Source organism: Methylophaga sp. (genome assembly GCF_965655755.1).
GTDB lineage: Bacteria > Pseudomonadota > Gammaproteobacteria > Nitrosococcales > Methylophagaceae > Methylophaga.
On the sequence record NZ_CBFHHW010000003.1, the window covers coordinates 53,849 to 75,243 of the forward strand.

At 47.4% G+C, this 21,395-nt stretch carries 22 protein-coding genes; 4 read left to right on the forward strand and 18 right to left on the reverse strand.

The window, feature by feature from the left end; all coding sequences use genetic code 11:
- Positions 1-2 precede the first annotated feature (2 nt).
- A complete protein-coding gene (locus ACTF5U_RS01930; protein WP_438969946.1) occupies positions 3-2,033 on the forward strand; it encodes a tRNA(Met) cytidine acetyltransferase TmcA in 2,031 nt (676 codons plus the stop codon).
- Here the strand turns inward: ACTF5U_RS01930 and ACTF5U_RS01935 are convergent.
- From ACTF5U_RS01935 to rluC, 9 genes are read right to left on the reverse strand one after another with little or no spacing between them, the layout of a single operon-like run.
- Positions 2,014-3,213: a permease gene (locus ACTF5U_RS01935; RefSeq protein ID WP_438969947.1), complete on the reverse strand. Its 1,200-nt coding sequence runs from the start codon at positions 3,211-3,213 to the stop codon at positions 2,014-2,016. The two genes, ACTF5U_RS01930 and ACTF5U_RS01935, sit on opposite strands and share 20 nt — an antisense overlap.
- Before the next feature lie 32 nt (positions 3,214-3,245).
- Positions 3,246-3,593 carry a Rieske (2Fe-2S) protein gene (locus tag ACTF5U_RS01940; RefSeq protein ID WP_438969948.1) on the reverse strand — a complete coding sequence of 116 codons (348 nt, stop codon included), beginning with the start codon at positions 3,591-3,593 and terminating at the stop codon, positions 3,246-3,248.
- Positions 3,590-4,453 (reverse strand): PfkB family carbohydrate kinase, encoded by an 864-nt coding sequence (locus ACTF5U_RS01945; RefSeq protein ID WP_438969949.1) that lies wholly within the window; start codon positions 4,451-4,453, stop codon positions 3,590-3,592. The genes ACTF5U_RS01940 and ACTF5U_RS01945 overlap by 4 nt, the downstream gene beginning before the upstream one ends.
- Before the next feature lie 40 nt (positions 4,454-4,493).
- Positions 4,494-5,141, reverse strand: a complete 648-nt coding sequence (locus tag ACTF5U_RS01950) for an adenylate kinase (RefSeq protein ID WP_438969950.1) — start codon at positions 5,139-5,141, stop codon at positions 4,494-4,496.
- Between the two features lie 44 nt (positions 5,142-5,185).
- The gene (locus ACTF5U_RS01955; protein WP_438969951.1) at positions 5,186-6,037 is read right to left on the reverse strand and encodes an HDOD domain-containing protein; all 852 of its coding nucleotides are present in this window, start codon (positions 6,035-6,037) and stop codon (positions 5,186-5,188) included.
- The gene (locus tag ACTF5U_RS01960) at positions 6,034-6,174 is read right to left on the reverse strand and encodes a hypothetical protein (RefSeq protein WP_438969952.1); all 141 of its coding nucleotides are present in this window, start codon (positions 6,172-6,174) and stop codon (positions 6,034-6,036) included. The genes ACTF5U_RS01955 and ACTF5U_RS01960 overlap by 4 nt, the downstream gene beginning before the upstream one ends.
- Positions 6,174-7,157, reverse strand: a complete 984-nt coding sequence (locus tag ACTF5U_RS01965) for a S49 family peptidase (protein WP_438969953.1) — start codon at positions 7,155-7,157, stop codon at positions 6,174-6,176. Before ACTF5U_RS01965 ends, ACTF5U_RS01960 begins: the two co-directional genes overlap by 1 nt.
- Positions 7,158-7,195: 38 nt before the next feature.
- Positions 7,196-7,858, reverse strand: a complete 663-nt coding sequence (locus ACTF5U_RS01970) for an HAD-IA family hydrolase (RefSeq protein WP_438969954.1) — start codon at positions 7,856-7,858, stop codon at positions 7,196-7,198.
- Positions 7,855-8,811, reverse strand: coding sequence for a 23S rRNA pseudouridine(955/2504/2580) synthase RluC (gene rluC / locus ACTF5U_RS01975; RefSeq protein WP_438969955.1), 957 nt, complete (start codon positions 8,809-8,811; stop codon positions 7,855-7,857). Before rluC ends, ACTF5U_RS01970 begins: the two co-directional genes overlap by 4 nt.
- A 525-nt stretch (positions 8,812-9,336) precedes the next feature.
- Here rluC and ACTF5U_RS01980 point away from each other — a divergent pair.
- Both ACTF5U_RS01980 and ACTF5U_RS01985 read left to right on the forward strand, forming a co-directional pair.
- Positions 9,337-11,904: an Rne/Rng family ribonuclease gene (locus ACTF5U_RS01980; RefSeq protein WP_438969956.1), complete on the forward strand. Its 2,568-nt coding sequence runs from the start codon at positions 9,337-9,339 to the stop codon at positions 11,902-11,904.
- On the forward strand, positions 11,888-12,181 hold the full coding sequence (locus ACTF5U_RS01985; protein ID WP_438969957.1) for a hypothetical protein: 294 nt from the start codon (positions 11,888-11,890) through the stop codon (positions 12,179-12,181). The genes ACTF5U_RS01980 and ACTF5U_RS01985 overlap by 17 nt, the downstream gene beginning before the upstream one ends.
- Here the strand turns inward: ACTF5U_RS01985 and kdsB are convergent.
- The 7 genes from kdsB to ACTF5U_RS02020 all read right to left on the reverse strand — a co-directional run bounded on the left by kdsB (position 12,149) and on the right by ACTF5U_RS02020 (position 19,185).
- Positions 12,149-12,904 carry a 3-deoxy-manno-octulosonate cytidylyltransferase gene (kdsB, locus tag ACTF5U_RS01990; RefSeq protein WP_438969958.1) on the reverse strand — a complete coding sequence of 252 codons (756 nt, stop codon included), beginning with the start codon at positions 12,902-12,904 and terminating at the stop codon, positions 12,149-12,151. The genes ACTF5U_RS01985 and kdsB overlap by 33 nt on opposite strands.
- Positions 12,905-13,084, reverse strand: a complete 180-nt coding sequence (locus ACTF5U_RS01995) for a Trm112 family protein (protein ID WP_438969959.1) — start codon at positions 13,082-13,084, stop codon at positions 12,905-12,907.
- Positions 13,077-14,060: a tetraacyldisaccharide 4'-kinase gene (gene lpxK, locus ACTF5U_RS02000; RefSeq protein ID WP_438969960.1), complete on the reverse strand. Its 984-nt coding sequence runs from the start codon at positions 14,058-14,060 to the stop codon at positions 13,077-13,079. The genes ACTF5U_RS01995 and lpxK overlap by 8 nt, the downstream gene beginning before the upstream one ends.
- A gap of 9 nt (positions 14,061-14,069) precedes the next feature.
- Positions 14,070-15,824 (reverse strand): lipid A export permease/ATP-binding protein MsbA, encoded by a 1,755-nt coding sequence (msbA, locus tag ACTF5U_RS02005; RefSeq protein ID WP_438969961.1) that lies wholly within the window; start codon positions 15,822-15,824, stop codon positions 14,070-14,072.
- Positions 15,821-16,246: an ExbD/TolR family protein gene (locus tag ACTF5U_RS02010; RefSeq protein WP_438969962.1), complete on the reverse strand. Its 426-nt coding sequence runs from the start codon at positions 16,244-16,246 to the stop codon at positions 15,821-15,823. Before ACTF5U_RS02010 ends, msbA begins: the two co-directional genes overlap by 4 nt.
- Entirely contained in the window at positions 16,221-16,877 is a 657-nt protein-coding gene (locus tag ACTF5U_RS02015) for a MotA/TolQ/ExbB proton channel family protein (RefSeq protein WP_438969963.1), read from the reverse strand. Before ACTF5U_RS02015 ends, ACTF5U_RS02010 begins: the two co-directional genes overlap by 26 nt.
- Before the next feature lie 61 nt (positions 16,878-16,938).
- Positions 16,939-19,185, reverse strand: coding sequence for a DNA internalization-related competence protein ComEC/Rec2 (locus ACTF5U_RS02020; RefSeq protein ID WP_438969964.1), 2,247 nt, complete (start codon positions 19,183-19,185; stop codon positions 16,939-16,941).
- Positions 19,186-19,229: 44 nt separating this feature from the next.
- On the opposite strand from ACTF5U_RS02020, the gene ACTF5U_RS02025 reads away from it, so the two are divergent.
- Positions 19,230-19,760 carry a DUF2062 domain-containing protein gene (locus ACTF5U_RS02025; RefSeq protein ID WP_438969965.1) on the forward strand — a complete coding sequence of 177 codons (531 nt, stop codon included), beginning with the start codon at positions 19,230-19,232 and terminating at the stop codon, positions 19,758-19,760.
- On the opposite strand, the gene lolD is transcribed toward ACTF5U_RS02025, so the two are convergent.
- Positions 19,743-20,429 (reverse strand): lipoprotein-releasing ABC transporter ATP-binding protein LolD, encoded by a 687-nt coding sequence (gene lolD, locus ACTF5U_RS02030; protein ID WP_438969966.1) that lies wholly within the window; start codon positions 20,427-20,429, stop codon positions 19,743-19,745. The genes ACTF5U_RS02025 and lolD overlap by 18 nt on opposite strands.
- The coding region (locus ACTF5U_RS02035) for a lipoprotein-releasing ABC transporter permease subunit (RefSeq protein ID WP_438969967.1) at positions 20,422-21,395 on the reverse strand (974 nt) is incomplete at its 5' end. The genes ACTF5U_RS02035 and lolD, both read right to left, overlap by 8 nt.

The window sequence follows — 21,395 nt, forward strand, 5'->3', positions numbered from 1 at the left end:
ACATGCACATACCTCAACGCCATTGTCTGATTCTGCAGGGAGAAAATGACTGGCTGGATCATCAGGCAGGGGGTGTTTACCTACAAGCTGATGAGGGTATGCGCTGTTGGTTATCCGACCAGGCAAAACGCCCTAATGATGCAATTAGCACTAAACAGGCGCTGCAACATTTGGGACGCAGCAATCAGCTGATTATCTTTGACGGTCGCGACCATTTCTCAGCTGATGCTTTCGGGGCTTTAATCGGCACGCTTAAAGCGGGCGGCTGGATACTAGTCTTGCTCCCGAAGAAGCAGAGTGGGTCTTTATGGCTGCAGCGCTTCCTTAAAGTAGCTGAACGTTATTATTCGGTTCAGCACTGCTATCAATCAGAATCATTACCCGAGATTGTTTTACCTTCGTATGCCTCATCAAATACTGTAACACCGACGCAGGAACAGACCTTTGCGATTGAAGCTGTAATGCGTGTGGTCAGCGGACATCGCCGTCGTCCGCTGGTGATTACCTCTGATCGAGGTCGTGGCAAAACGGCCTTGCTGGGTATGGCTGCTGCTTCTCTCTTAAGTCAGGGTAAAACCCGCATTATTATCACCGCGCCTGCAATCAGCAATATTCAACCTCTGCTGGCTCATGCGGCCATGGCACTTCCAGATGCCAAACTAACCCACACCAGCCTGCAATGGCAACACAAAGAAATCCGCTTTGTCGCCCCGGATGCCTTGCTTACCGAAAAAATCACTACGGATTTACTGATAATAGACGAAGCAGCGGCCATTCCGGTGCAGATGCTGGATACGATGCTCAAAGCCTATTCCCGGATTGTGTTCTCCACCACCGAGTACGGTTATGAAGGGACCGGTCGGGGCTTTGCGGTGCGGTTTAAGAAAACCCTTGAACAGCTGACACCGAATTGGCGGTCAGTGACTTTATCTCAGCCGGTACGTTGGGCGGAAGACGATGCGCTGGAACAGTTCAGTTTTGATGCCCTTTTACTGGATGCTGAGCCGGCAAATGAGCGCGAACTTGCCTCGTTACTGCCTGAACAGGCTGAATTTGAACTGCTGAATAAACAACAACTGGCTAATGATGAGCCGCTTTTACGTGAAGTATTCGGCTTGATGGTGCTGGCGCATTATCGTACCCGGCCGTCTGATTTTCAGATGTTACTGGATAATGATGATATTTCGGTCTTTGTATTACGTTTCTCTGGTCACATCATCGCTAGTGCCTGGCTGGTCAGGGAACAACTCGATGAACCGCAGCTTGCCCGGCAGGTGTTTGATGGTAACCGTCGGCTTAAAGGGCATTTATTACCACAGACGTTGTTGGCTCATAGTGGTGTGCTTGAAGCCGCTGTTTGTCGTTATCAGCGTGTGATACGTATTGCTGTACATCCGGCTTTGCAGGGGCAGGGACTCGGAAGCCGGCTATTGAAAAAGCTTAATAGTCATTATCAGGGGCACTGTGATGTGATTGGAACCAGTTTCGCGTTAGATGCGGATCTACTCCGGTTCTGGTTCAATAACGATTATCTGCCGGTCAGGGTGGGTCAGCAGGCAGACGAAGTCAGTGGCCAGCGTGCCGGTATATTATTGCATGCCTTATCCGAAGCGGGGGAACGGGTCGTCACCCAGGCACAACAAATCCTTAATCGTGCATGGCCGTTTCTGTTACTTCAATCGCAACGCGAACTCAATTATAGACTGGTTATTTTGTTGTCACAGCGTCTGCCGATCGCTAAACAGAGTCTGACTGAGGCGGACGAGCAGAAGAGAGCATTAGCGAGTTTTGCCTACCAGCAACGTGCCTTTGAATCGATCGAGCCGTTGCTGTGGCAGTGGTTGCAGGCAAGACTGATGACGGACCAACTGACTCAGCTTGCAAAAGAACAGCAGGCAGTGCTGATCAAGAAAGTACTTCAGGGGCAGTCTTTCAGTCAGGTAGCTGATGCATTGCAGCTCACTGGGCGTAAAGCAATCATTCAGCAATTACGACAAGCCGTGGCAGACTTGCTTAAAACAGACTCAGAGTAAGGCCTGTTGCCAACCAGATGCCAGCAACCACACACAGCGTATTTATGATTGGCTGACCGCCGCCATGACTGTGATGGTGTTCATGACCATGCTGTTGACGCTTCCAGCCGATAAACATCCATAGTGATGCCAGTCCGAAGAATACGTTCAGCCAGAACTGATAATTAAGTTTGAAATGATCCTGCTCTGCTGGCGATGTCCACTGGCTCTGATCGGGCAGCAAGTCGAATACCTGTAGACCGTAATGCAGTAACAGTGATGTTATGACCAGGCAGCTGAACAGCATCACAAGAATATACATTGCCATTTTCCAGCCGTAGTAACGGGCATTAATACGTAGTATTGGCAGTACGACAAGATCAGAGAAAATAAAGGCCATCACCCCCGCAAACGCGACACCCTCACCGAACAGCACTGCAGCCAGTGGGATATTCCCCATCGAGCCGATGAAAGTGAAAAATGCGGCAACCGGTCCGATCAAAGTCTGTTGTAATAAGGCCCAGAATCCCGGGTCGTTATTACCTGCGCCTATGAACATCCATTCGAAGAAGGCTGTGGGCACAAAAGCGGAAATGACACCGGCAACAGTAAAGCCAATTAACACATCTTTCCATACCATCTGCCATTCCATCATGTACTTTTGACTGATTGCTGACCAGATATCCTTGTCCAGAATAAGTGACCAGTTATGGCCTTTATTATCGCCGTCATTACCCTCTTCGCGATTACGCTCCCGGGCTTGTTTTATCAGTTTCTTGGGGTTGGTCAGTAGTATAAACAGCCAGGCTAGGAGGATAAGAATAATACCACCGACATATTCACCGACGACGAATTGCCAACCCAGAAACAGGGCGATAACAAATCCCAGCTCAATAACCAGGTTGGTCGAGGCAAGCATAAAGGCAATGGAAGGCGCGAAGTTGGCCCCTTTCTGAAATAAAGCGCGCGTTGTTGCAAGGGCAGCGAAACTGCAGGAGCTGGATATAAAACCGAAGACGCTACCGATGGTGACCGACTTAACACCATCGTCACCCATTAATTTACGCATCTCGCTGCGCGATACCATTACCTGAATAATACTGCTGATGAGGTAACCGAGTACGAAGGCCCACAAGGCCATCCAGAAAAATCCCAGACTGGTAATGGCTGCTTCTGACCATTTATCAAGCAAATTAGCCATGCGAGCTCCTTTTGCTGAATAGTGTTGATAGCCTATCCGTCAGTGGAGACGAGGTAAATTTTCTGCTGGTCGGTGACTTCCAGATTGAGTCGGGTCAGGCTTTCACCACGACAAGGGCCGGAAAAACAATAACCATCTTCTAACTGGAACAAAGCGCCATGAGTAGAGCATTGAATATGGGTCCCTTCCATCGACATGAACTCATCAGGCTGCCAGTTAAGCGGAATCCCCAAGTGCGGGCATGAATTCAGGTAGGCGCGTACCTCGTCATCTTGTTTAAGAATAAAAAAGTCCAGTGAACTATCGCCTAGCTCAACGGTAAAACCACGCGTTTGGTATTCTTCCAATTCGTCTTTCTGACACAGATAAATTTTATTCATGATGCTGTTAATAAGTTGTCGTAACCCATCTGGCCACACTTTTTGCCTGCAAGTTGGCAGGCTTCCGTTAATGCTTGTTTCGGTGTCTGTTTTTTAATTAATGCTGAGATGAGACCGGCATTAAAGGTATCTCCGGCGCCAAGCGTATCAATGATCTTTTCAGGAGAAAAGGCCGGGCTATGGAAAATTTCTTGTTGATGTTTAAGCCAGGCACCGGCACCGCCCCAGCTACAACTTATGGTGGCAGTGAGAGCAAGACTTCGAAGAAAGCTTTCAGCATTGTCATAACCGCAGTGCTCCGCATAGGGTCGTGAAAACAGTAATACATCGGGAATATCAAATAAGGATTCTATACAGTCACGTGGTTTTTCTACTTCTAGGGAGCAGGGTAAAGAAGGATAATTTTTTTTCAGCCATGACAGCATTTTCTTTAGCTCGTTGATGTTACGACCTTCAAAGTGCACCCAGTCAAACTGATTCAAATCCAGGGTCTGAAAGTGATCAAAATCAAGCTCCGGACAGTCTCTGTGATGCACAATCGTGCGACTGCCGCTTGTACTGCTTAGCGTGATGTAAGACGTCGGCATTTTACCTTCAGACACCGGCTGGCACAGGCTGAAATCAATTTGCGATTGATGTAATGCCTGTTTAACAATGTCGCTATCAGGCTCATCAATCAAAACACCTGTCCAGTAGCAGCGATGCCCGAGCTGACTCAGCACAGTCAGCGTATTGGTAGCATTGCCGCCCCTGACCTGCTGTTGTGACAATGCTCTGATTTCGTCATCTTCGGCAGGATAGGCTGCGACAGTATTGATGATATCAATGGTAGCAATGCCGACTGCAAGAATAGTAGCCATGTAAAAATAATCCGGCTTCACGAGGAAGCCGGTTTAAAGTTTAGATCTCGTCGAAAATAGCGCCGACATCGTCGGTAATCTTATCAATATCACCGGTACCGGCAATGCTATGTAGTTTATGCTGCTTCTGATAATAACCAATCAAAGGAGCCGTTTGTTCTTCATAAACTTTTAGGCGATTTTCAATGGTCGCTTCATTATCGTCTTCACGCTGGAACAGTTGGCCGCCACAACTATCACATTGGCCTTCTTCCTTAGGCGGTGACAAATGAATGTTATAAATAGCACCACAGTCTTTACACGTACGGCGGCCGGTCAGTCGTTGCATAAGTTCATGAAACGGTACATCCAGCAACACAACACCCTGTAAAGGCTGACCCAGCTGGTCGAGCATCGCGTCCAAGGCTTCTGCCTGGGCAATATTACGTGGAAAACCGTCCAGAATGTAGCCGTTTTGCGCATCTTTTTCTGAAAGGCGTTCACGAATAAGGCCAATAACGATATCGTCTGAGACCAAAGCGCCGGCATCCATTGCTGTTTTGGCTTTTTTACCCAATTCAGAGCCCGCTTTCACTGCTGCGCGCAGCAAATCACCGGTTGAAATTTGAGGAATATTAAATTTTTTGGATAGCACAACACCTTGTGTGCCTTTACCGGAGCCAGGGGCACCAAGTAGAACGGTTCTCATTGTTAGCCTCTTATAGTTGTTGAATTAAACCCGATCATAAAAGATTAGTCCTCAGATAGCATGACCGAAGTTAGTTGATTAATTTGCTGTGAAACCTGCTGGAGTAAATCCGGAATTTGATTTTCATCCAAACCGAGTAATTTCCAAGCAGCGGGATCCAAAGGGGGCACATGTTGATCGCCACTATGGCCGAATGGAACCGATGACACCAAAATGTCAGCGATATGCACAATGGCTACATCAAACGGGAAGTGTTCCGCATCGGAGGGAGAATGATGATAGCGTGCTACTTCTTCCAGTGAGGGCGGTAAACGCCATGCTTTGATCAGTGCCTGACCGACTTCGGTGTGGTCAAAACCAAGCACACGTTGTTCGGCTTTGAAAATCACCTCATGACCAAACTCGGCACTGCGAATAGCCTCACCGGCAAGCTCTGGTACAGATTTATACAATACAAGACTACCGATATTGTGCAGTAGACCTGCAATAAAAAAGTGTTCCGTGGCACGTTCACCACATTCTTCTGCCAATAGTTTGCTGGTGATAGCACAGGCAAAACAGTGTTGCCAGAACTCATCCATATTGATGAGAGAGGCTGGAATACCTTTAAACGAGTTGAGCACAGAAGTAGCTAATACCAGGTGTGTTAGCTCGCGTGTACCAACGATGGTAATGGCCCGGGAGATGGTGTTTATTTGTGATGGGAACCCATAAAAAGGACTGTTAACGATTTTAAGCAGGCGGGTAGCCAATGCGGGATCGGTGTTGATCACCGCACTGATATCATCAATAGCGCTATTGGGATCCTGAATCAGTGCGTTGAGTTGCAAATATGTGTTGGGTGGAGAGACCAGTTCCAACGATTTATTGACTAAGGATTCCGGTGTCAGGCTCACGGTTCTGACTCCTGTGATTGGTCGGTCTCAATCTCAATATGAAACAGGATCTGCATCAGAGGATGATTTAAATCAACGTATCGGAAACGTTCTTTTCTTTCTGCTTGTTGAGCTTCAGTCAGTCTTGCCTGAGTCATTACTGTAGGCTCCATGTTGCTTTTGATGACATCACATTCCCTATTGTGGCACCCAACTTGCCGGCAAAAAGATCCAGATAGCTTGGGCGGGGAGTGTAATCAATAATATCTTCGGCACCAATAATGTCACGTGCCACTTTACTGCTGTTGGCAAGCCCATCAATCAACCCGAGCTCGAGCGCTTGCTCACCAGACCAGAACAGGCCTGAAAATATATCATCATTATCTTTGAGACGCTCGCCACGACCTTCTTTGACAACATTAATGAATTGCTGGTGAATGTTATCCAGCATCTCATGCGCGTGTTCGATATCGGCTGGTTTCATAGGGAGGAACGGGTCCAGGAATGCTTTATGTTCACCTGCTGTCAGGGATCGGCGTTCAACACCCAGCTTATCGATGGCCTCGGTGAAGCCAAAGCTATCCATTCGCACTCCGATCGAACCAACGATACTTGCCTTGTCGGCATAGATTTCATCAGCCGCCACCGCGATGTAATACCCGCCCGAGGCACACACGTCCTGTACGACGGCATAAACAGGAAAGTCAGGTCTTTCTTTTTGTAGCCGCTGGATTTCATCATTAATGATGCCAGCTTGGACCGGACTACCTCCAGGCGTGTTAAGTCTAAGAATAAGGCCTTTGGCAGTTTCACTTTCAAATGCTTCACGAATACCAGTCACCATCGCATCGGCATTGGCTTCGGCATCCGCTGCAATCACACCGTTGATATCAACCAAGGCGGTGTGTATTTCGGTAACCGATTTCAGACCGGCGGGTTTAAAGCTTAATATCAGAAAGGCCACCAGGTAGAGTAGAATGAAGCCCTTGAAAACATAGCCCCACCGACGTTTAGCACGTTGTTCTTTGATGGCAGCAAAGGCGAGATCGCGGAGGACATTGCGTTCCCAACTGATATCGTCAGTTGATGACCGACGCTCGTTTCCACCTTGTTCTGGCGGAAAGTCTCCAAATGTTGCCATGTTTTCTGCCCTAAAATAATTAAAAAGACTACATCATATCAAAAGTCTGAGCGGTGGTTGTTTAACCAACTCTCAACTTGATGCAGATCATGCAGAATGGCTTTCGGTTCACAGGCCTGAAGTTTGGTTTCATCGTGGGCGCCATGGGTGATGCCGATGCTATCAGCTCCGGCGCTTTTGGCCATCAATAAATCAAACTCGGTATCACCAATCATTAACGTGTCGACGCCATTAACACCGACAAAGTCCATCAATTCCATCACCATTTGTGGATGAGGCTTTGAGTGACATTCATCAGCACAGCGGGTCGAGATAAATAAATCGCGCAGTCCTGTGGCATTAAGCACCTTATCCAGACCGCGACGACTTTTTCCGGTAGCGACACCAAGGAAAATATCTTGTTTGACCAGTTGTTCAAGTAACTCGCGTGCGTTCTCAAAAAGCGGTGATTCTTCCGGATTGTTGAGCCAGGTTTGTCGATAGCAATCTGCCAGACTCGTCCACATAGTTGCATTGCCAGCCGGATATAAGGTTTGTACAGCCTCATTTAGACCCAGACCAATGATGTGACTGATTTGTGTGTCGGCAAGCGGTTCAAGTTCAAGTTTGGTAATGGCCTGTCGCATACAATTGACAATGTGACCGGTGGAATCCATCAGCGTCCCATCCCAGTCAAAAACGATAAGTTGATAATTGGTCATGCTTGTTCCAAATTCGTTATTACCTGCTCTAACTTCTCGGGCAGCGGCGCTTCGAGCTGCATCGCTTCACCATTAAGTGGGTGCTGAATACCCAGCCGCCACGCATGTAAAAACAGGCGCTTTAAGCCAAATGTTTTGAGCAGTTTATTAAAGTCCCTATCACCATACTTATCATCACCAGCAACATGATGGCCACTCCAGGCTGCATGAACCCGAATCTGATGGGTTCGGCCTGTGTATAATTTGACTTCAGTCAATTGAGCAATAGACAGGTTTTGTTGACGAATAAATAGGGTTTTGGCCCACTTGCCATCAGCATCAACGCGGACCATGCGTTCCCCCGAGGAAACGCTGTTTTTCTGTAACGGCTGTTCTATCAGTTGTTCTTTTTGTGACAGCTGACCTTTGAGTAAAGTGAGATAGCGTTTATCGATTTGGTCAGATATCATCTGCTGCTGGAGGTTGAGCAAGCTTTCACGGCTTTTTGCCAATAACAGACAGCCGGATGTATCACGATCGAGACGATGGACCAGCTCTAAAAAAGGTAATTCCGGCTTTATGAGTCTCAGTGCTTCAATAACACCGAGTTGAATCTGACTTCCAGCATGTACTGCCAGACCTGATGGTTTGTTAAGTACTAACATACTGTCATCTTCAAAAATGATATCGTGAAGCAGTTGCTGAGTCAGTGATTCACTGACATGGGTCGGCGTTTCACGTTCAGCGACACGTAACGGTGGAACACGGATGACATCGCCGGCCTGAATTTTGTAGGTTTGCTTTATTCGCCCTTTATTGACTCGCACTTCGCCTTTTCGAATAGCGCGATAAATGCGGCTTTTGGGGACACCTTTTTCGAGGGTGAGAAGAAAGTTATCAATACGTTGCCCGGATTGAGCTGTATTTATCTCGATAAACTGAACTTTTTGCGATTGCGGTTTGTTGGCTGCCATAGGATAGGTTAATTTGAGTTGCTGAGATGGCAATAGACTGCTATATTCGAAAGTTGGTCCGTGCGTAAAATGAGGTTAGTATACCGACATTCGGCCACGAAGACCTAAAAATGCGTCGCGCCCTCCGGTTGAGGTTGATGCGGCGCTCGGTAAATAAAAAATAAATCGGCTGAACAGGGGTTCAGCAGGCGGACTCATCAGGAGTCCTTGAAGAACATCAGGTTCCCATGTCTTGATTGCCAACCAGAATGAATAGAAAGACGCAACAGACAGGGCGACATAGTAATTAATTAAGCGGCGGAATAAAGCCGATAGCAACGTTAATATCGCAGAACCCTATTGCGACAACGAAATGAAATGAAACGGGATAACTCATGACTGCCTTATGGAGGGCGCATGATAGGAAACAAAATTTTCAATTAATTACTGAAAACAGACAGCGTCGTTCTGTACAGCCCATTTGGCTCAAGCGTCCACAATAAGTGGTATGCACATGACATGCGAATCTCAATTTGAGGTTAATGCATGAAACGAATTTTAATTAACGCAACCCACGAAGAAGAGTTGCGTGTGGCAATGGTCGATGGCCAGCGCCTGTTTGATCTGGATATCGATACGCCTTCGAGGGAACAAAAGAAAGGCAACATTTATAAAGGTAAAATCACCCGTGTAGAGCCCAGTCTTGAGGCTGTTTTTGTTGAATATGGCTCAGAGCGCCAAGGTTTTTTACCGCTCAAAGAAATTTCAAAAAGCTACTTTAAAAAGCGTGATCAGGGTGATGATTCCAATGGTCGCTTTAACGTGCAGGATGTCTTGTCAGTCGGACAGGAGCTCGTTATTCAGATTGAAAAAGAAGAGCGTGGTAACAAAGGCGCAGCCTTAACTACCTTTATCAGTCTGGCTGGACGTTACCTGGTTTTGATGCCAAACAGTCCACGTGCTGGCGGGATCTCTCGCCGTATTGAAGGTGACGATCGCGCTGAATTGCAAGATGCCCTGCGTCAACTCGAAGTGCCTGAAGGTATGGGTATGATCGTGCGCACCGCAGGTGTAGGTAAACAACCTGAAGAACTGCAATGGGATCTGGAGTATCTGGTCCAGTTGTGGACAGCCATCGATGTTGCGACCAAAGATCGCAGCGCGCCGTTTCTTGTGTATCAGGAAAGCAATATTATTATCCGTGCATTACGTGATTATCTGCGTAAAGACATTGGTGAAATTCTGGTCGATTCTCCTGAGGTGTATCAAACAGGCTATGACTTTATGCGCATGGTCATGCCGCATGAACTGAGCAAGTTCAAGCTGTATCAGGACAGAGTGCCGCTGTTTACCCGTTATCAGGTTGAAAGCCAGATTGAGAGTGCCTTCCGTCATGAAGTTCGTTTACCATCAGGTGGCGCACTGGTCATTGACCCTACTGAAGCACTGATCTCAATTGATGTTAACTCTGCTCGTGCTAACAAAGGCGGTGACATTGAGGAAACAGCATTAAATACCAACTTGGAAGCGGCCGAAGAGATTGCACGACAATTACGTCTTCGTGACTTAGGCGGTCTGGTTGTTATTGATTTCATTGATATGGGACCAAGTCGCAATCAACGTGAAGTGGAAAATCGTCTGCGTGATCATTTGAAAGCGGATCGTGCCCGCGTTCAGGTGGGTCGGATTTCTCGTTTTGGTCTATTGGAGATGTCGCGTCAACGCTTGCGCCCGGCTTTAGGTGATGCGCATCAGGAAATTTGCCCGCGCTGTGCCGGCTTGGGACATGTGCGTGGCGTAGAATCGCTTGGACTTGCTGTATTGCGTCTGATGGAAGAGGAAGCGACCAAAGATAAGGTTACGCAGCTCGTGGTGCAGTTACCTGTACCGGTGGCGACTTTCATTCTCAATGATAAGCGTATGCAGGTAGAAGCGGCAGAACAACGTCATAACGTTAAGATTGTGTTGATTCCCAATCCGCATCTGGATACGCCGCATTATGAGATAGAACGCATTAAAGATGGCAACGTGAAAAATGATGTCAGCCATGAATTAATCTCCTCGCCAGAGCAGGAAACGCCAGTCGTATTGCGTGATAAGCCTGTAATGGAACAACCCGCGGTAACAGGAATTTCGCCGGCAGCGCCAGCACCGATCATGCAACGTGAAAAAGCCGAGGACAAAAAACCAAGCCTGCTGAAACGACTGATGAATGTGCTCACAGGTAAGCCGGTTGAGGAAGAAAAGGTCGAAACCCCAGCGACAGAAAACAAACCCTCACAGGATAGCGAAAAACGCCCTCAGAACCGTCGTAGTCGTGGTGGTGGTCGCGGTGGCAATAGTAAGAACGACAGTTCTTCCAATAACAATGAGCGACGTAAGCCGCGTCGTCAAAATGACAGAGTTCAGGAATCAGCTGACACGGAAGAGAATAAAACTCAGACATCAAACAAGCCTAAAACGGCGGATGCTGATGATAAAGACAACAAGCCGCGTAGCAATAATGGCAGACGGTCACGCCGGGGTGGTCGTCGTCGTCGTCCACGTCCTGAAAATGGTGACAATGCCACTCAGAATGATACTCAAAAGAGCGATACTCCGAAGAGCGATACCCCGAAGAGCGATACCCCGAAGAGTGATACTCAGAAGGGTGGTACTCAGAAGGGTGGTACCCAGAAGAGCGATACTCAGAAGAGTGATACTCAGAAGAGCGATACTCAGAAGAGTGATACCCCGAAGGGTGATGCAACATCTTCACCAAAACCTCAAGCGGATAAGGGCAATGAAATACCTGCTCCAAAACCTGAGGTGGATGGCAATGCCGTTCCCAACCCTGAGCCAGAGATTAACGGTAATCTGATCAAGTCAGATAAAGAGCCGGAGGTTGATGGAAATAAGGTTCCTGCAAACAAACCGAGACGTTCACGCTCTTCAGGTAGCACGAATCGTCGCCGTCGTCCAAGTGATAAAGACAAGGCTGATGCAGCGAAAGCCAATGCTGAGAAGAAACAAACTAGTCCAAAAGTAGAAAAAAAGTCCGCATCGGATGATAATGACAAGCAGGACAAAGTCAAAACCGAAGCGAGTGCTAAAACACATGCCCAGGAAGAGTAATATTCCAACAGAAGATCTGCTGGCCTTAATTGGCCAGCAGGTTACATATCATCAGCATCGCTGTGAAATTATAGAGTTGCTTGATGGGTGCGAGCTGGTATTACAAGTTCTCGAAGAGGACCATAATATCCAGCCCACTCAATATGGTGAAGGGCATCGGACAGTGCCTAAAACGTATACTCTGCCGGTGTTTGATGGCGAGGGTGATCTGCATACAGAATTAGTTGCTGCAGGACTTGATAAGTTACTGACCAAGCATGCTCCGGACTTCAAGTAGATCCGCTTCAGTATCGACACCATGCCCGGCGCTGATTAATGCCTCTGACATGTGAATTTTTCTACCGTGAAATAACACTCTTAACTGTTCCAACGATTCCTCTGTCTCAAGTGAGCAGGGTGTCATTTCCGCATAATGCTTCAAAAAACTAGCACGATAACCGTACAGCCCGATATGACGGTAATGCGGTAACTCCGGGGGTAATGTTTTATCCTGATGGAAGTGATTGCGCATCCACGGAATAGGAGCACGACTGAAATACAGCGCATAACCCTGTAAATCCATCACTACCTTGACCACATTTGGGTCAAACACCTGTTTTTCCTCATGAATGTGGCTGAATAACGATGCCATGTCCGCTTGAGGATATTCCGCCAGATCCGCTGCAACCTGATTGATAAGCAGGGCGGGTAAACAAGGCTCATCACCTTGAACGTTAATCACGATATCGTCATTATCAAAATCACGAAGCATCGCAACCTCGGCTAGCCGATCAGTTCCTGAGCGGTGTTCGGCAGATGTCATGCATACATCCGCACCAAATGCTGTGGCTGCATCAGCAATACGTTGATCATCGGTAGCGATAATTACAGTGCCTGCATCACTCTCAGATGCCCGGTCGAAGACATGTTGAATCATGGGTTTACCTGCAATATCCAGTAATGGTTTACCAGGTAATCGACTCGATGCGTAACGCGCAGGAATGACTATCTTGAACGGCATTTAGACCTCTTCATCGGAAGCCATTTCGCGGGCTTCTTCAGTCAGCATGACCGGTATGTCATCTCGAACAGGATAGGCGAGTCGACAGCCTTTACAGCCCAATTCCTGTTTAGCTTTAAGATAGACCAGACTGCCTTTACAGGCAGGACAGGCGAGAATTTCCAATAAAGCGTTATCCATGTGATGGATCCTTTAATTTGTCGATTATAGCTTTCAGTAAAGACGCGTCAATATGAGCGGAAACGGGTAAATACCAGTAATTTTCTTGAGCGAATGAAAGACATTTTACCGCATCCTTTTCGGTCATCAGAAGGGGTAAATCATCGCCGAAGTTCAGATCCTGAACCCGGTAGGCATGATGATCGACGAATGCATGCGGATGTACAATTATTTTATGCTCGCATAAACGGTCAAAAAAGCGCTGGGGATTACCAATACCTGCGATAGCATGAACTTCTTTTTCAGCAAAAGCATTCACTGGCAGCCGCTTTTCAGGGTCTTTGAGATTAATCCAGGCATCTGCATTAAGTTGCATCTGATACAGCTGGCTTGATCCATCACCGTTATGGACAACAAAATCCACAGCTTTAAGCCGGGACATTGGCTCTCTCAGTGGCCCGGCAGGCAGACAAAGTTTATTGCCAAAGCGCCGTTCGCTATCGACCAGGGTGATTTCTATGTCACGCTGCAAGGCATAATGTTGCAAACCATCATCTGAAATAAGCACATCACAATGATGACGGCTTAACAGGTGAACCGCTGCCTGACTGCGATTTGGATCAATCACCACCGGGCATGCCGTTCTCCGGGAAATAAGCAGAGGTTCATCACCTGCCTCTCTGACATCGGAGTCAGCCTTTACCTCAAACGGATAGGCTGGTGCTTTACTGCCATAGCCTCGACTAATAATACCGGGATGAAAACCGGCGAGTTGAAGTTGTTCCGCAAGCCAGATAACGAAAGGTGTCTTACCGGTGCCACCAACACTGATATTGCCGACAATAATGACTGGAACCGGCATTTTATGACGCGTCAGAATATCTCGCTGATAGGCTTGTTTCCGGAATAAAATAATAAGCCGATAGAGGAAACTTAATGGCAGCAACAGCCAACGAAGCGGGTGTTTCTGATACCAACTGTCAGTTAGCCATTTCATGACTAATATTCACTGTTCCTGAAACTGAAGACGATGTAAATCTGCGTAATGTGCGCCGTTGGCTAATAACTGCGAATGCGTGCCTGTTTCCAGAATTTCTCCGTTATGCATAACAACGATCAAGTCGGCCTTTTCGATGGTTGACAGCCGGTGCGCAATTACGAGGGTGGTACGTTGTTGCATCAACGTTTCCAGCGCAGCCTGAATATGACGTTCCGCCTCGGTATCAAGGGCGGAAGTGGCTTCGTCAAGAATCAGAATAGGCGCATCACGTAACAAGGCACGCGCTATCGCTAAACGTTGCCTCTGACCACCGGACAACAACACGCCGTTTTCGCCCACTTGGGTGTATAAACCTTCCGGCAGGCGTTGTATAAAATCCCAGGCATGCGCCGATTTAGCCGCCTGAATGATTTCTTCTTCCGTCACATCAACGGTTTGACCGTAACTGATATTGTTAGCAATGGTGTCGTTGAAAAGCACAACTTGTTGATTGACCAACGAAATCTGGCGACGTAAGTCGGTCAATTTGAGTTGCTTGATATCAATACCATCTATCTCGATCTGACCCGTGCTGATGTTATACAGGCGTGTGAGTAGACTGACTAGGGTCGTTTTACCACTTCCTGAATGACCCACAAAAGCGACGGTCTGCCCCGGTTTGGCTTCAATGCTGACATTCTCCAGTACGTTACCTTTATCGGCACTGTAGCTAAAGCTCACATTTTTATATGCAATATGGCCTTTTGCTCGGTCCAGTCTTAATGGTCCATCATCGATTTCAGGCTTTTCATCCAACAAGTTAAAAATGCTTTCTGCTGCTGCTACACCAGCCTGAAGTTTGGCATTTACTTTGGTCAACCGTTTCATAGGGGTTAACAACATCATCATTGCTGTAATGAATGAGATAAATCCGCCTACAGTGATTTTTTCCAGCATTTCCGGTAACGTTGCTATGTAGATAACCAGAGAGAGACCGACAGCGGCAATGAGCGCGGTCAGAGGCTGACTGATGGCATCAGTCGCAATCTTTTTCATTTGCTGACGCCGATTACCCTGATTAACTTTTTCAAACCGGTTTATCTCATAGTCCTGACCACCAAAGGTTTTAATTTCACGGTGACCTTCAATAATCTCACCTGACACATGACTCACATCGCCCATGGAGTTCTGAATATTTTTACTGATACGTCGAAACCGAATGCTGACGATATAGACCAGCACAGCAATAAAGGGCACAGTCACCAGGATGAATAAGGACAGAAAGCCATTGAGATAGAACATCCACGCCATCAGACCAACAATGGTCAAGCTGTCGCGGATTATGGTTAAGACCGCGTCCGTCGCTGCGCTGGCAACCTGCTCCACATCATAGAGCAGCTTGGACATTAACTGCCCTGAAGTGCTGTGGTCGTAAAAGCGGGAGGGCAAGGATAGTAGCTTATTAAACATTTCCTCACGTAAGGTTTTGATGACATTACGCGCAATCCAGCCGAGGCCGTAAGAGGTAAAAAAGTCGGCCAGGCCCCGGACGATGAACAGGCCAATAATCGCCGCCGGGATGAGTTTGATAATTTCAGGATCACGATCAACAAAACCACCGTCCATCAATGGTTTCATAACCATAGCCACGCCTGCTTCAGTGGCTGCATAGACAACCATAGCTAAAACCACAGCGCAAAAAGCGGGCCAGTAAGGTTTAACGTAACGCAGTAGACGTTTGTACAAATCTACAGCGCTTATTTCGACATGCTTCTCGGTCATTGTTTCTCTTGTTGCGTTTGTCTGGTCGCTAAAGTCAATCGGGTATACCCGAGTTGTTGTGCGGTATCCATTGCTGTGACGATATGCTGATACTCAGCGTTGGCATCCGCACTGATGATGATGTGCGGATCATCACGATCACCGACGATACGTTTCAGAACATTACTGAGAAGCTCACGACTAACAACCGGCAAGGACTCATCATTGATAAGAAACTGACCATCTGCCTGAATCACAATATCAACAGGCTGCTCTTGTTCCACCATAGCTTCCCCGGTCGCTTCAGGTAAGTCTACTTTGAGCGAGCTTTCACGGACAAAGCTGGTTGAAACCATAAAGAACAGTAACAACAGAAACACGACGTCAATCATGGGGGTTAGATTGACATCAGGTTCCTCAGACCGTCGTGGTGATAGATTCACGTCTCACTTCCTCATCCGGATCAAATTGACGATCGCCATGCAGAATTTCGATGAGTTGCATGGCCTGCTCTTCCATACCGACGACAAGCGTATTAATTTTGCCGCGGAAATAACGGTAAAAGATCAGACTGGGAATGGCGACGACGAGGCCCGTTGCTGTGGTGATTAATGCCTCGGAGATACCGCCCGCCAGTGTTTCAGGGTTACCTACACCTTCTGCCGTAATCACGGCAAACACTTTAATCATGCCGATAACAGTACCTAATAGACCAATAAGTGGGGATATGGCCGCCACGGTGCCAAGTGTGTTCAGGTTACGTTCCAGAGCGACAGTGACATGGCGTCCGATATCTTCGATGCTTTCTTTGGTGATTTCACGCGAGCTGTTGCGATTTATTAGGCCCGCTGCCAGGATTTGGCCCAATGGTGAATTCTCTTGTAAGGCTTTGACACGACTGGCATCAACTTGTTTGTATTTGAGCCATTGCCAGATTTGGGTAACGAGTTCCGATGGCGCAATACGTTTTTTCTGCAGACTCCAGAAGCGTTCAGCAATGATGGCAATTGAAATTACCGAACAAATGAACAGCGGTATCATTAACCAACCGCCAGCTTTAAACAATTCCAGCATGATTTTTCAGTCTCTGTTGTTTAAATAATAATAATCGCACTCATGATACGTGAAAATCACTTTACTCAGTAGCATTGGATGTCCATAAATGCGCGTTATGTTGACGCCAGTGAATTGCTTGCGGTGTTTCCCGAAACAAAATGGCACCATGATAATCAGTACGATGCAGAGTTATGCCTTGTTCCTGATGACGATTTAAAACCTTTTCAACGGGAAAATTATAACGATTACGGTAGCCCACCGGGATTAAACCATGAGTGGGGTTAACGGCCTTGATGAAGGTCATACTGGAGGATGTGCTACTACCGTGATGCGGTATAACCAGGATGTCAGCGTGTAAATGCTTGCCGTACTGTTTCACCAGCTTCATCTCACTCTCTTTTTCAATATCACCGGGTATCAACACGCTGCGCTTAAGGCCGGTGATTTTCAATACGCAAGAGCGATTATTATTACTGCCAGTTTGGGCTGGAAATGGTTGCAAAATGTTGAACTGAACCTTATCCCACTCCCATGATTGTCCGGCGATGCAGGCTTTCGACTTCGGCAAAACAGTCACATCACTTGTGTAAATAGTATCTACAGTGGATAGCTCTGTCAGGCTTTTAGCGCCGCCGATATGATCATTGTCACCGTGGCTGACAATCAGTCTATCGACTTTATTGATGCCGCGATTCTTCAAAAAAGGAGCGATTACCGCACGGCCGGTATCAAATTCTTCACTGTATCTGGGGCCGGTATCGAATACCAGTACATTATTTTCTGTTTCAACCACTGCCGCTAAACCCTGTCCGACATCAAGCAGGCTGAAATAAAAATGACCCGCGTCAGGTTTTTCGGTTTGATAATAAAATAAGGGTAACAGCAGAATTAGCCCCAACCATTTGGCTGGCCATCCCCTGGGCAAAAGTAATAGCAGCATTGACACAAGCAACAGCATGATGACTGGAAGAGAATATGTGGGTGTTTGAAAAACTGATATAGGGCTATCTGATAAAAAGCTAAGCCATCGCCACATCACTTCAAGCAATATGTCTGCAATGTGAAATGCGCCTTCAGCCAAGTCCTCAGAGACAAAAAGTAATACCATGCCAGCCAGAATGAAGGGCACGATTAAGAAACTCACTAGCGGCACGGCAAATAGATTGGCGACGGGTGAGATAAGTGATATCTGGCCAAAGAATAATATAAGTAATGGTGTAAGACCGATGGCTATCCACAGGTGAATACCCGCCCAGTTCCATCGTCTGCTCGGGTATCGCTGTGTAGAGGTGAAAATAATCAACGTCACGGCTGAGAATGAAAGCCAAAAACCGGCGCTCACAGCAGCAAAAGGATCAAACACGAGTACCAGTAAAAGACTCAGTGCCAGCACATGCAGCGGGTAGAGTGGACGTTTTACCAACAACGCCAGCATCATCGTCGACACCATAATGAAAGCGCGTTGGGTTGGAACCGTAAACCCTGCCAGGCAGGCATAAAAAGCCGCCATCAATAAACCACCTATTGCACCTATATATTGGGCGGGTATTCGAAGTAATAAAGCCGGGAATAGACTCCATAAAAAGCGGAAACCAAAAAATCCCAGTGCACAAGCCAGCCCGATGTGTAAACCCGATATCGCCAGTAAGTGGCTGGTCCCGGTTTGTCTTAAAACATTCCAGTGTTCACTGTCCAATGCGTCCCGAACACCGATGGCCAATCCTTGCACCAAAGGAAAATGCTCAGCATCCTTTAAGACGATCTTGAGTCTGGATTGCAGCTGTTGACGGAGACGGTTTATATTCCAGGCGTTTGCTGCATGCTGATACTGGTTGAAAGCGCTTTTGCGGACATAACCTGTTGCACCGATATTGTGTGTGAATAACCATTTCTCGTAATCAAAACCACCCGGATTGCTCATTCCATAAGGTGGTTTTAATCTTATCTGAAGCTGCCAGGTTTCACCGGCTTTGGGTGGGGTGGGTGGTGCGTGATACCAGCTCAGGCGAACTTTGCTGGGTAAGACTGGCGAGTTGGGAGCAAACTCAAACCGGATCCGACGACCCTGCTGGCTGGGAATAGTCAGAACCTCACCACTGACAATGACGTCTTTTCCTGCCAGATCCGACGGCAAACGATCATGCAACTGCAATTGCACTTGAAATGCAGTCCACAACAAGCCGACAATGAAGGCTGTAACTATTACTTGCCTGAGCCAAATGACGACAATCAGCACCAGCAGGAAAATCCAGCTTGGCTCCGGTATTTCATCCAGACTTAGACAGAGCAGACAGCCCAGCAAAAATGCAATGGCAGTTTTAATCATATATCCCTATAATGACGCCCGACTTTGCATGTTACTGAGACACGATGCCTCGTAAATTCCTAAAAAGCATCATGCCAGATCATAACGCCATGCGCGAGCATCCCCATTTGCGTAAGTTTGGTCAACGGCTGACAGAACCCAGACTGTGGCATCTGAACCGACGATCGGTAGCGGGTGGTATGGCATTGGGTCTGTTTATCGGGTTTATGCCCATCCTTGGACAAATGTTTCTGGCCGCAGCTTTGGCGATTTGGTTCAGGGTTAATCTGCCAGTGGCATCAATGGCGGTATGGGTCACCAATCCCTTTACCGTCGCTCCCATCTACTTTTATTCCTATAAAGTGGGTGCATGGGTCTTGCAGATACCGATGGGCCAATACGCGTTCAGTTTATCCTGGGAATGGTTTACCAAAGAGTTTCTGACCATCTGGCAGCCGTTATTGTTGGGCTGTGTGATTTGTGGAACGATAGCCGCCGTTATTGGCATTATCTTTGTGCGACTTGGATGGCGTCTGGTGGTCATCCACAGTTGGCTGCAACGTCAACATAAACACAAGTCACGTTCCAGACTGTAGTTCACCATCCATCAGGGTCATTACCCGATCCATCTTCGTTGCCAATTCAGTATCGTGCGTCACAATAACCAGTGCCGTGTCAAAATCAGCATTGAGTTGCAAAATCAGATCAAAAATTGACTGTGCCGTGCGATGATCCAGATTACCGGTCGGTTCATCGGCCAGTAAGCAGGCCGGTTCCGTAATCAGTGCTCGTGCTAATGCTGCACGCTGGCGTTCGCCACCAGATAATTCACCGGGTTTGTGTCGTAAGCGATGGCCCAGTCCCACTTTTTCCAGCAACTCAGAGGATTTCTCTTTTGCAGATTTTGGCGTCATCCCCCCAATAACCAGGGGCATTGCCACATTTTCAACTGCACTGAATTCCGGCAGCAGATGATGGAATTGGTAAACAAACCCCAGTTGTTGATTGCGTAGACGACTGGCCGCATTACTTCGCATGGCATGGATATCCTGGCCATTGATTAGCACCTGACCTGAAGTAGGAGAGTCCAGTCCGCCCATGATATGCAATAGCGTGCTTTTACCGGAACCGGAGCTACCCACGATCGCGAGTCTGTCGCCTTTGTTAACGCTGAGACTGATATTGTCTAAAACATGCGTTTTGAGGTCGCCATCGCTAAACGATTTGGCGAGTTGATGTGTCGAAATTACTGCCTGATCAGTCATAGCGTAATGCCTCAGCCGGTTTGACCTGGGACGCACGCCAGGATGGATATAAAGTAGAAAGCATGGACAACACAAAAGCAGTGACTGCGATCACGGTGACATCATGCCATTGTAGTTGAGAAGGTAGGCTGCTGATGTAGTAGACATCGGCTGGCAGGAATTGGTAACCAATTAGGTTTTCTAGTTTAGCAATTAAGGTTTCGACATTTAATGCCAGGGTTACGCCACCGATGACCCCCAATCCAGTGCCTATTAAGCCGATCAATGTACCCTGCACCATGAAAATACCCATGACACTTCGTTGTGTCATGCCCAGCGTTCGAAGAATAGCGATATCGGGCTGTTTATCCGTCACCATCATCACAAGTGTGGAGACAATGTTAAACGCGGCGACAGCGACGATGAGCAGCAAAATTACAAACATCACGGTTTTTTCAGTTTTTAATGCGCGAAAGAAATTGGCATGTTGATAAGTCCAGTCAGCACCACGGTATTCTGTGGAGACATTTTGCATCACATTACGAAGCAATTGTGGCGCCTGAAAGACGTCATCAAACTCCAGTCTCAGTCCGGTGACTTTTCCGGGAATTTTGAATAGTTTTGCGGCGTCGGTAATGTTCATAACAGCAAGTGAACTGTCATATTCATACATGCCTATTTCAAATACACCGACAACAGTCAATCGTTTCAATCTTGGAATGACGCCAGCAGGTGTCGGGCTCACATGCGGTGTGATAAGCGTGATTTTATCACCAGTGGCAACCCCCATCGCGATTGCTAAATCTTTACCGAGCACGATACCGAAGCTGCCGTCGGTTAGCGATTCAAGTTGACCCTGTATGATCTTATCGCCAATCGTTGAGACAGTTTTCTCCTGCTCGACATCGATACCTCTGACCAGCGTACCTCGAACGCGGCTACCCTGACTTAGCATCGCCTGACCTTCAACAAACGGTGCGGAATCTA

Bases quoted from the DNA above. Each gene is read 5' to 3' on its own strand.
- rluC (WP_438969955.1), bottom strand. From the start codon at position 8,811: ATGGCAGCCAACAAACCGCAATCGCAAAAAGTTCAGTTTATCGAGATA.
- ACTF5U_RS02025 (WP_438969965.1), top strand. From the start codon at position 19,230: ATGCCTCGTAAATTCCTAAAAAGCATCATGCCAGATCATAACGCCATG.
- kdsB (WP_438969958.1), bottom strand. From the start codon at position 12,904: ATGCCGTTCAAGATAGTCATTCCTGCGCGTTACGCATCGAGTCGATTA.
- ACTF5U_RS01960 (WP_438969952.1), bottom strand. From the start codon at position 6,174: ATGACTCAGGCAAGACTGACTGAAGCTCAACAAGCAGAAAGAAAAGAA.
- lpxK (WP_438969960.1), bottom strand. From the start codon at position 14,060: ATGAAATGGCTAACTGACAGTTGGTATCAGAAACACCCGCTTCGTTGG.
- ACTF5U_RS01940 (WP_438969948.1), bottom strand. From the start codon at position 3,593: ATGAATAAAATTTATCTGTGTCAGAAAGACGAATTGGAAGAATACCAA.
- ACTF5U_RS01980 (WP_438969956.1), top strand. From the start codon at position 9,337: ATGAAACGAATTTTAATTAACGCAACCCACGAAGAAGAGTTGCGTGTG.
- ACTF5U_RS01930 (WP_438969946.1), top strand. From the start codon at position 3: ATGCACATACCTCAACGCCATTGTCTGATTCTGCAGGGAGAAAATGAC.
- ACTF5U_RS01985 (WP_438969957.1), top strand. From the start codon at position 11,888: ATGCCCAGGAAGAGTAATATTCCAACAGAAGATCTGCTGGCCTTAATT.
- msbA (WP_438969961.1), bottom strand. From the start codon at position 15,824: ATGACCGAGAAGCATGTCGAAATAAGCGCTGTAGATTTGTACAAACGT.
- ACTF5U_RS02020 (WP_438969964.1), bottom strand. From the start codon at position 19,185: ATGATTAAAACTGCCATTGCATTTTTGCTGGGCTGTCTGCTCTGTCTA.
- ACTF5U_RS02015 (WP_438969963.1), bottom strand. From the start codon at position 16,877: ATGCTGGAATTGTTTAAAGCTGGCGGTTGGTTAATGATACCGCTGTTC.
- ACTF5U_RS01995 (WP_438969959.1), bottom strand. From the start codon at position 13,084: ATGGATAACGCTTTATTGGAAATTCTCGCCTGTCCTGCCTGTAAAGGC.
- ACTF5U_RS01970 (WP_438969954.1), bottom strand. From the start codon at position 7,858: ATGACCAATTATCAACTTATCGTTTTTGACTGGGATGGGACGCTGATG.
- ACTF5U_RS01935 (WP_438969947.1), bottom strand. From the start codon at position 3,213: ATGGCTAATTTGCTTGATAAATGGTCAGAAGCAGCCATTACCAGTCTG.
- lolD (WP_438969966.1), bottom strand. From the start codon at position 20,429: ATGACTGATCAGGCAGTAATTTCGACACATCAACTCGCCAAATCGTTT.
- ACTF5U_RS01945 (WP_438969949.1), bottom strand. From the start codon at position 4,453: ATGGCTACTATTCTTGCAGTCGGCATTGCTACCATTGATATCATCAAT.
- ACTF5U_RS01965 (WP_438969953.1), bottom strand. From the start codon at position 7,157: ATGGCAACATTTGGAGACTTTCCGCCAGAACAAGGTGGAAACGAGCGT.
- ACTF5U_RS01950 (WP_438969950.1), bottom strand. From the start codon at position 5,141: ATGAGAACCGTTCTACTTGGTGCCCCTGGCTCCGGTAAAGGCACACAA.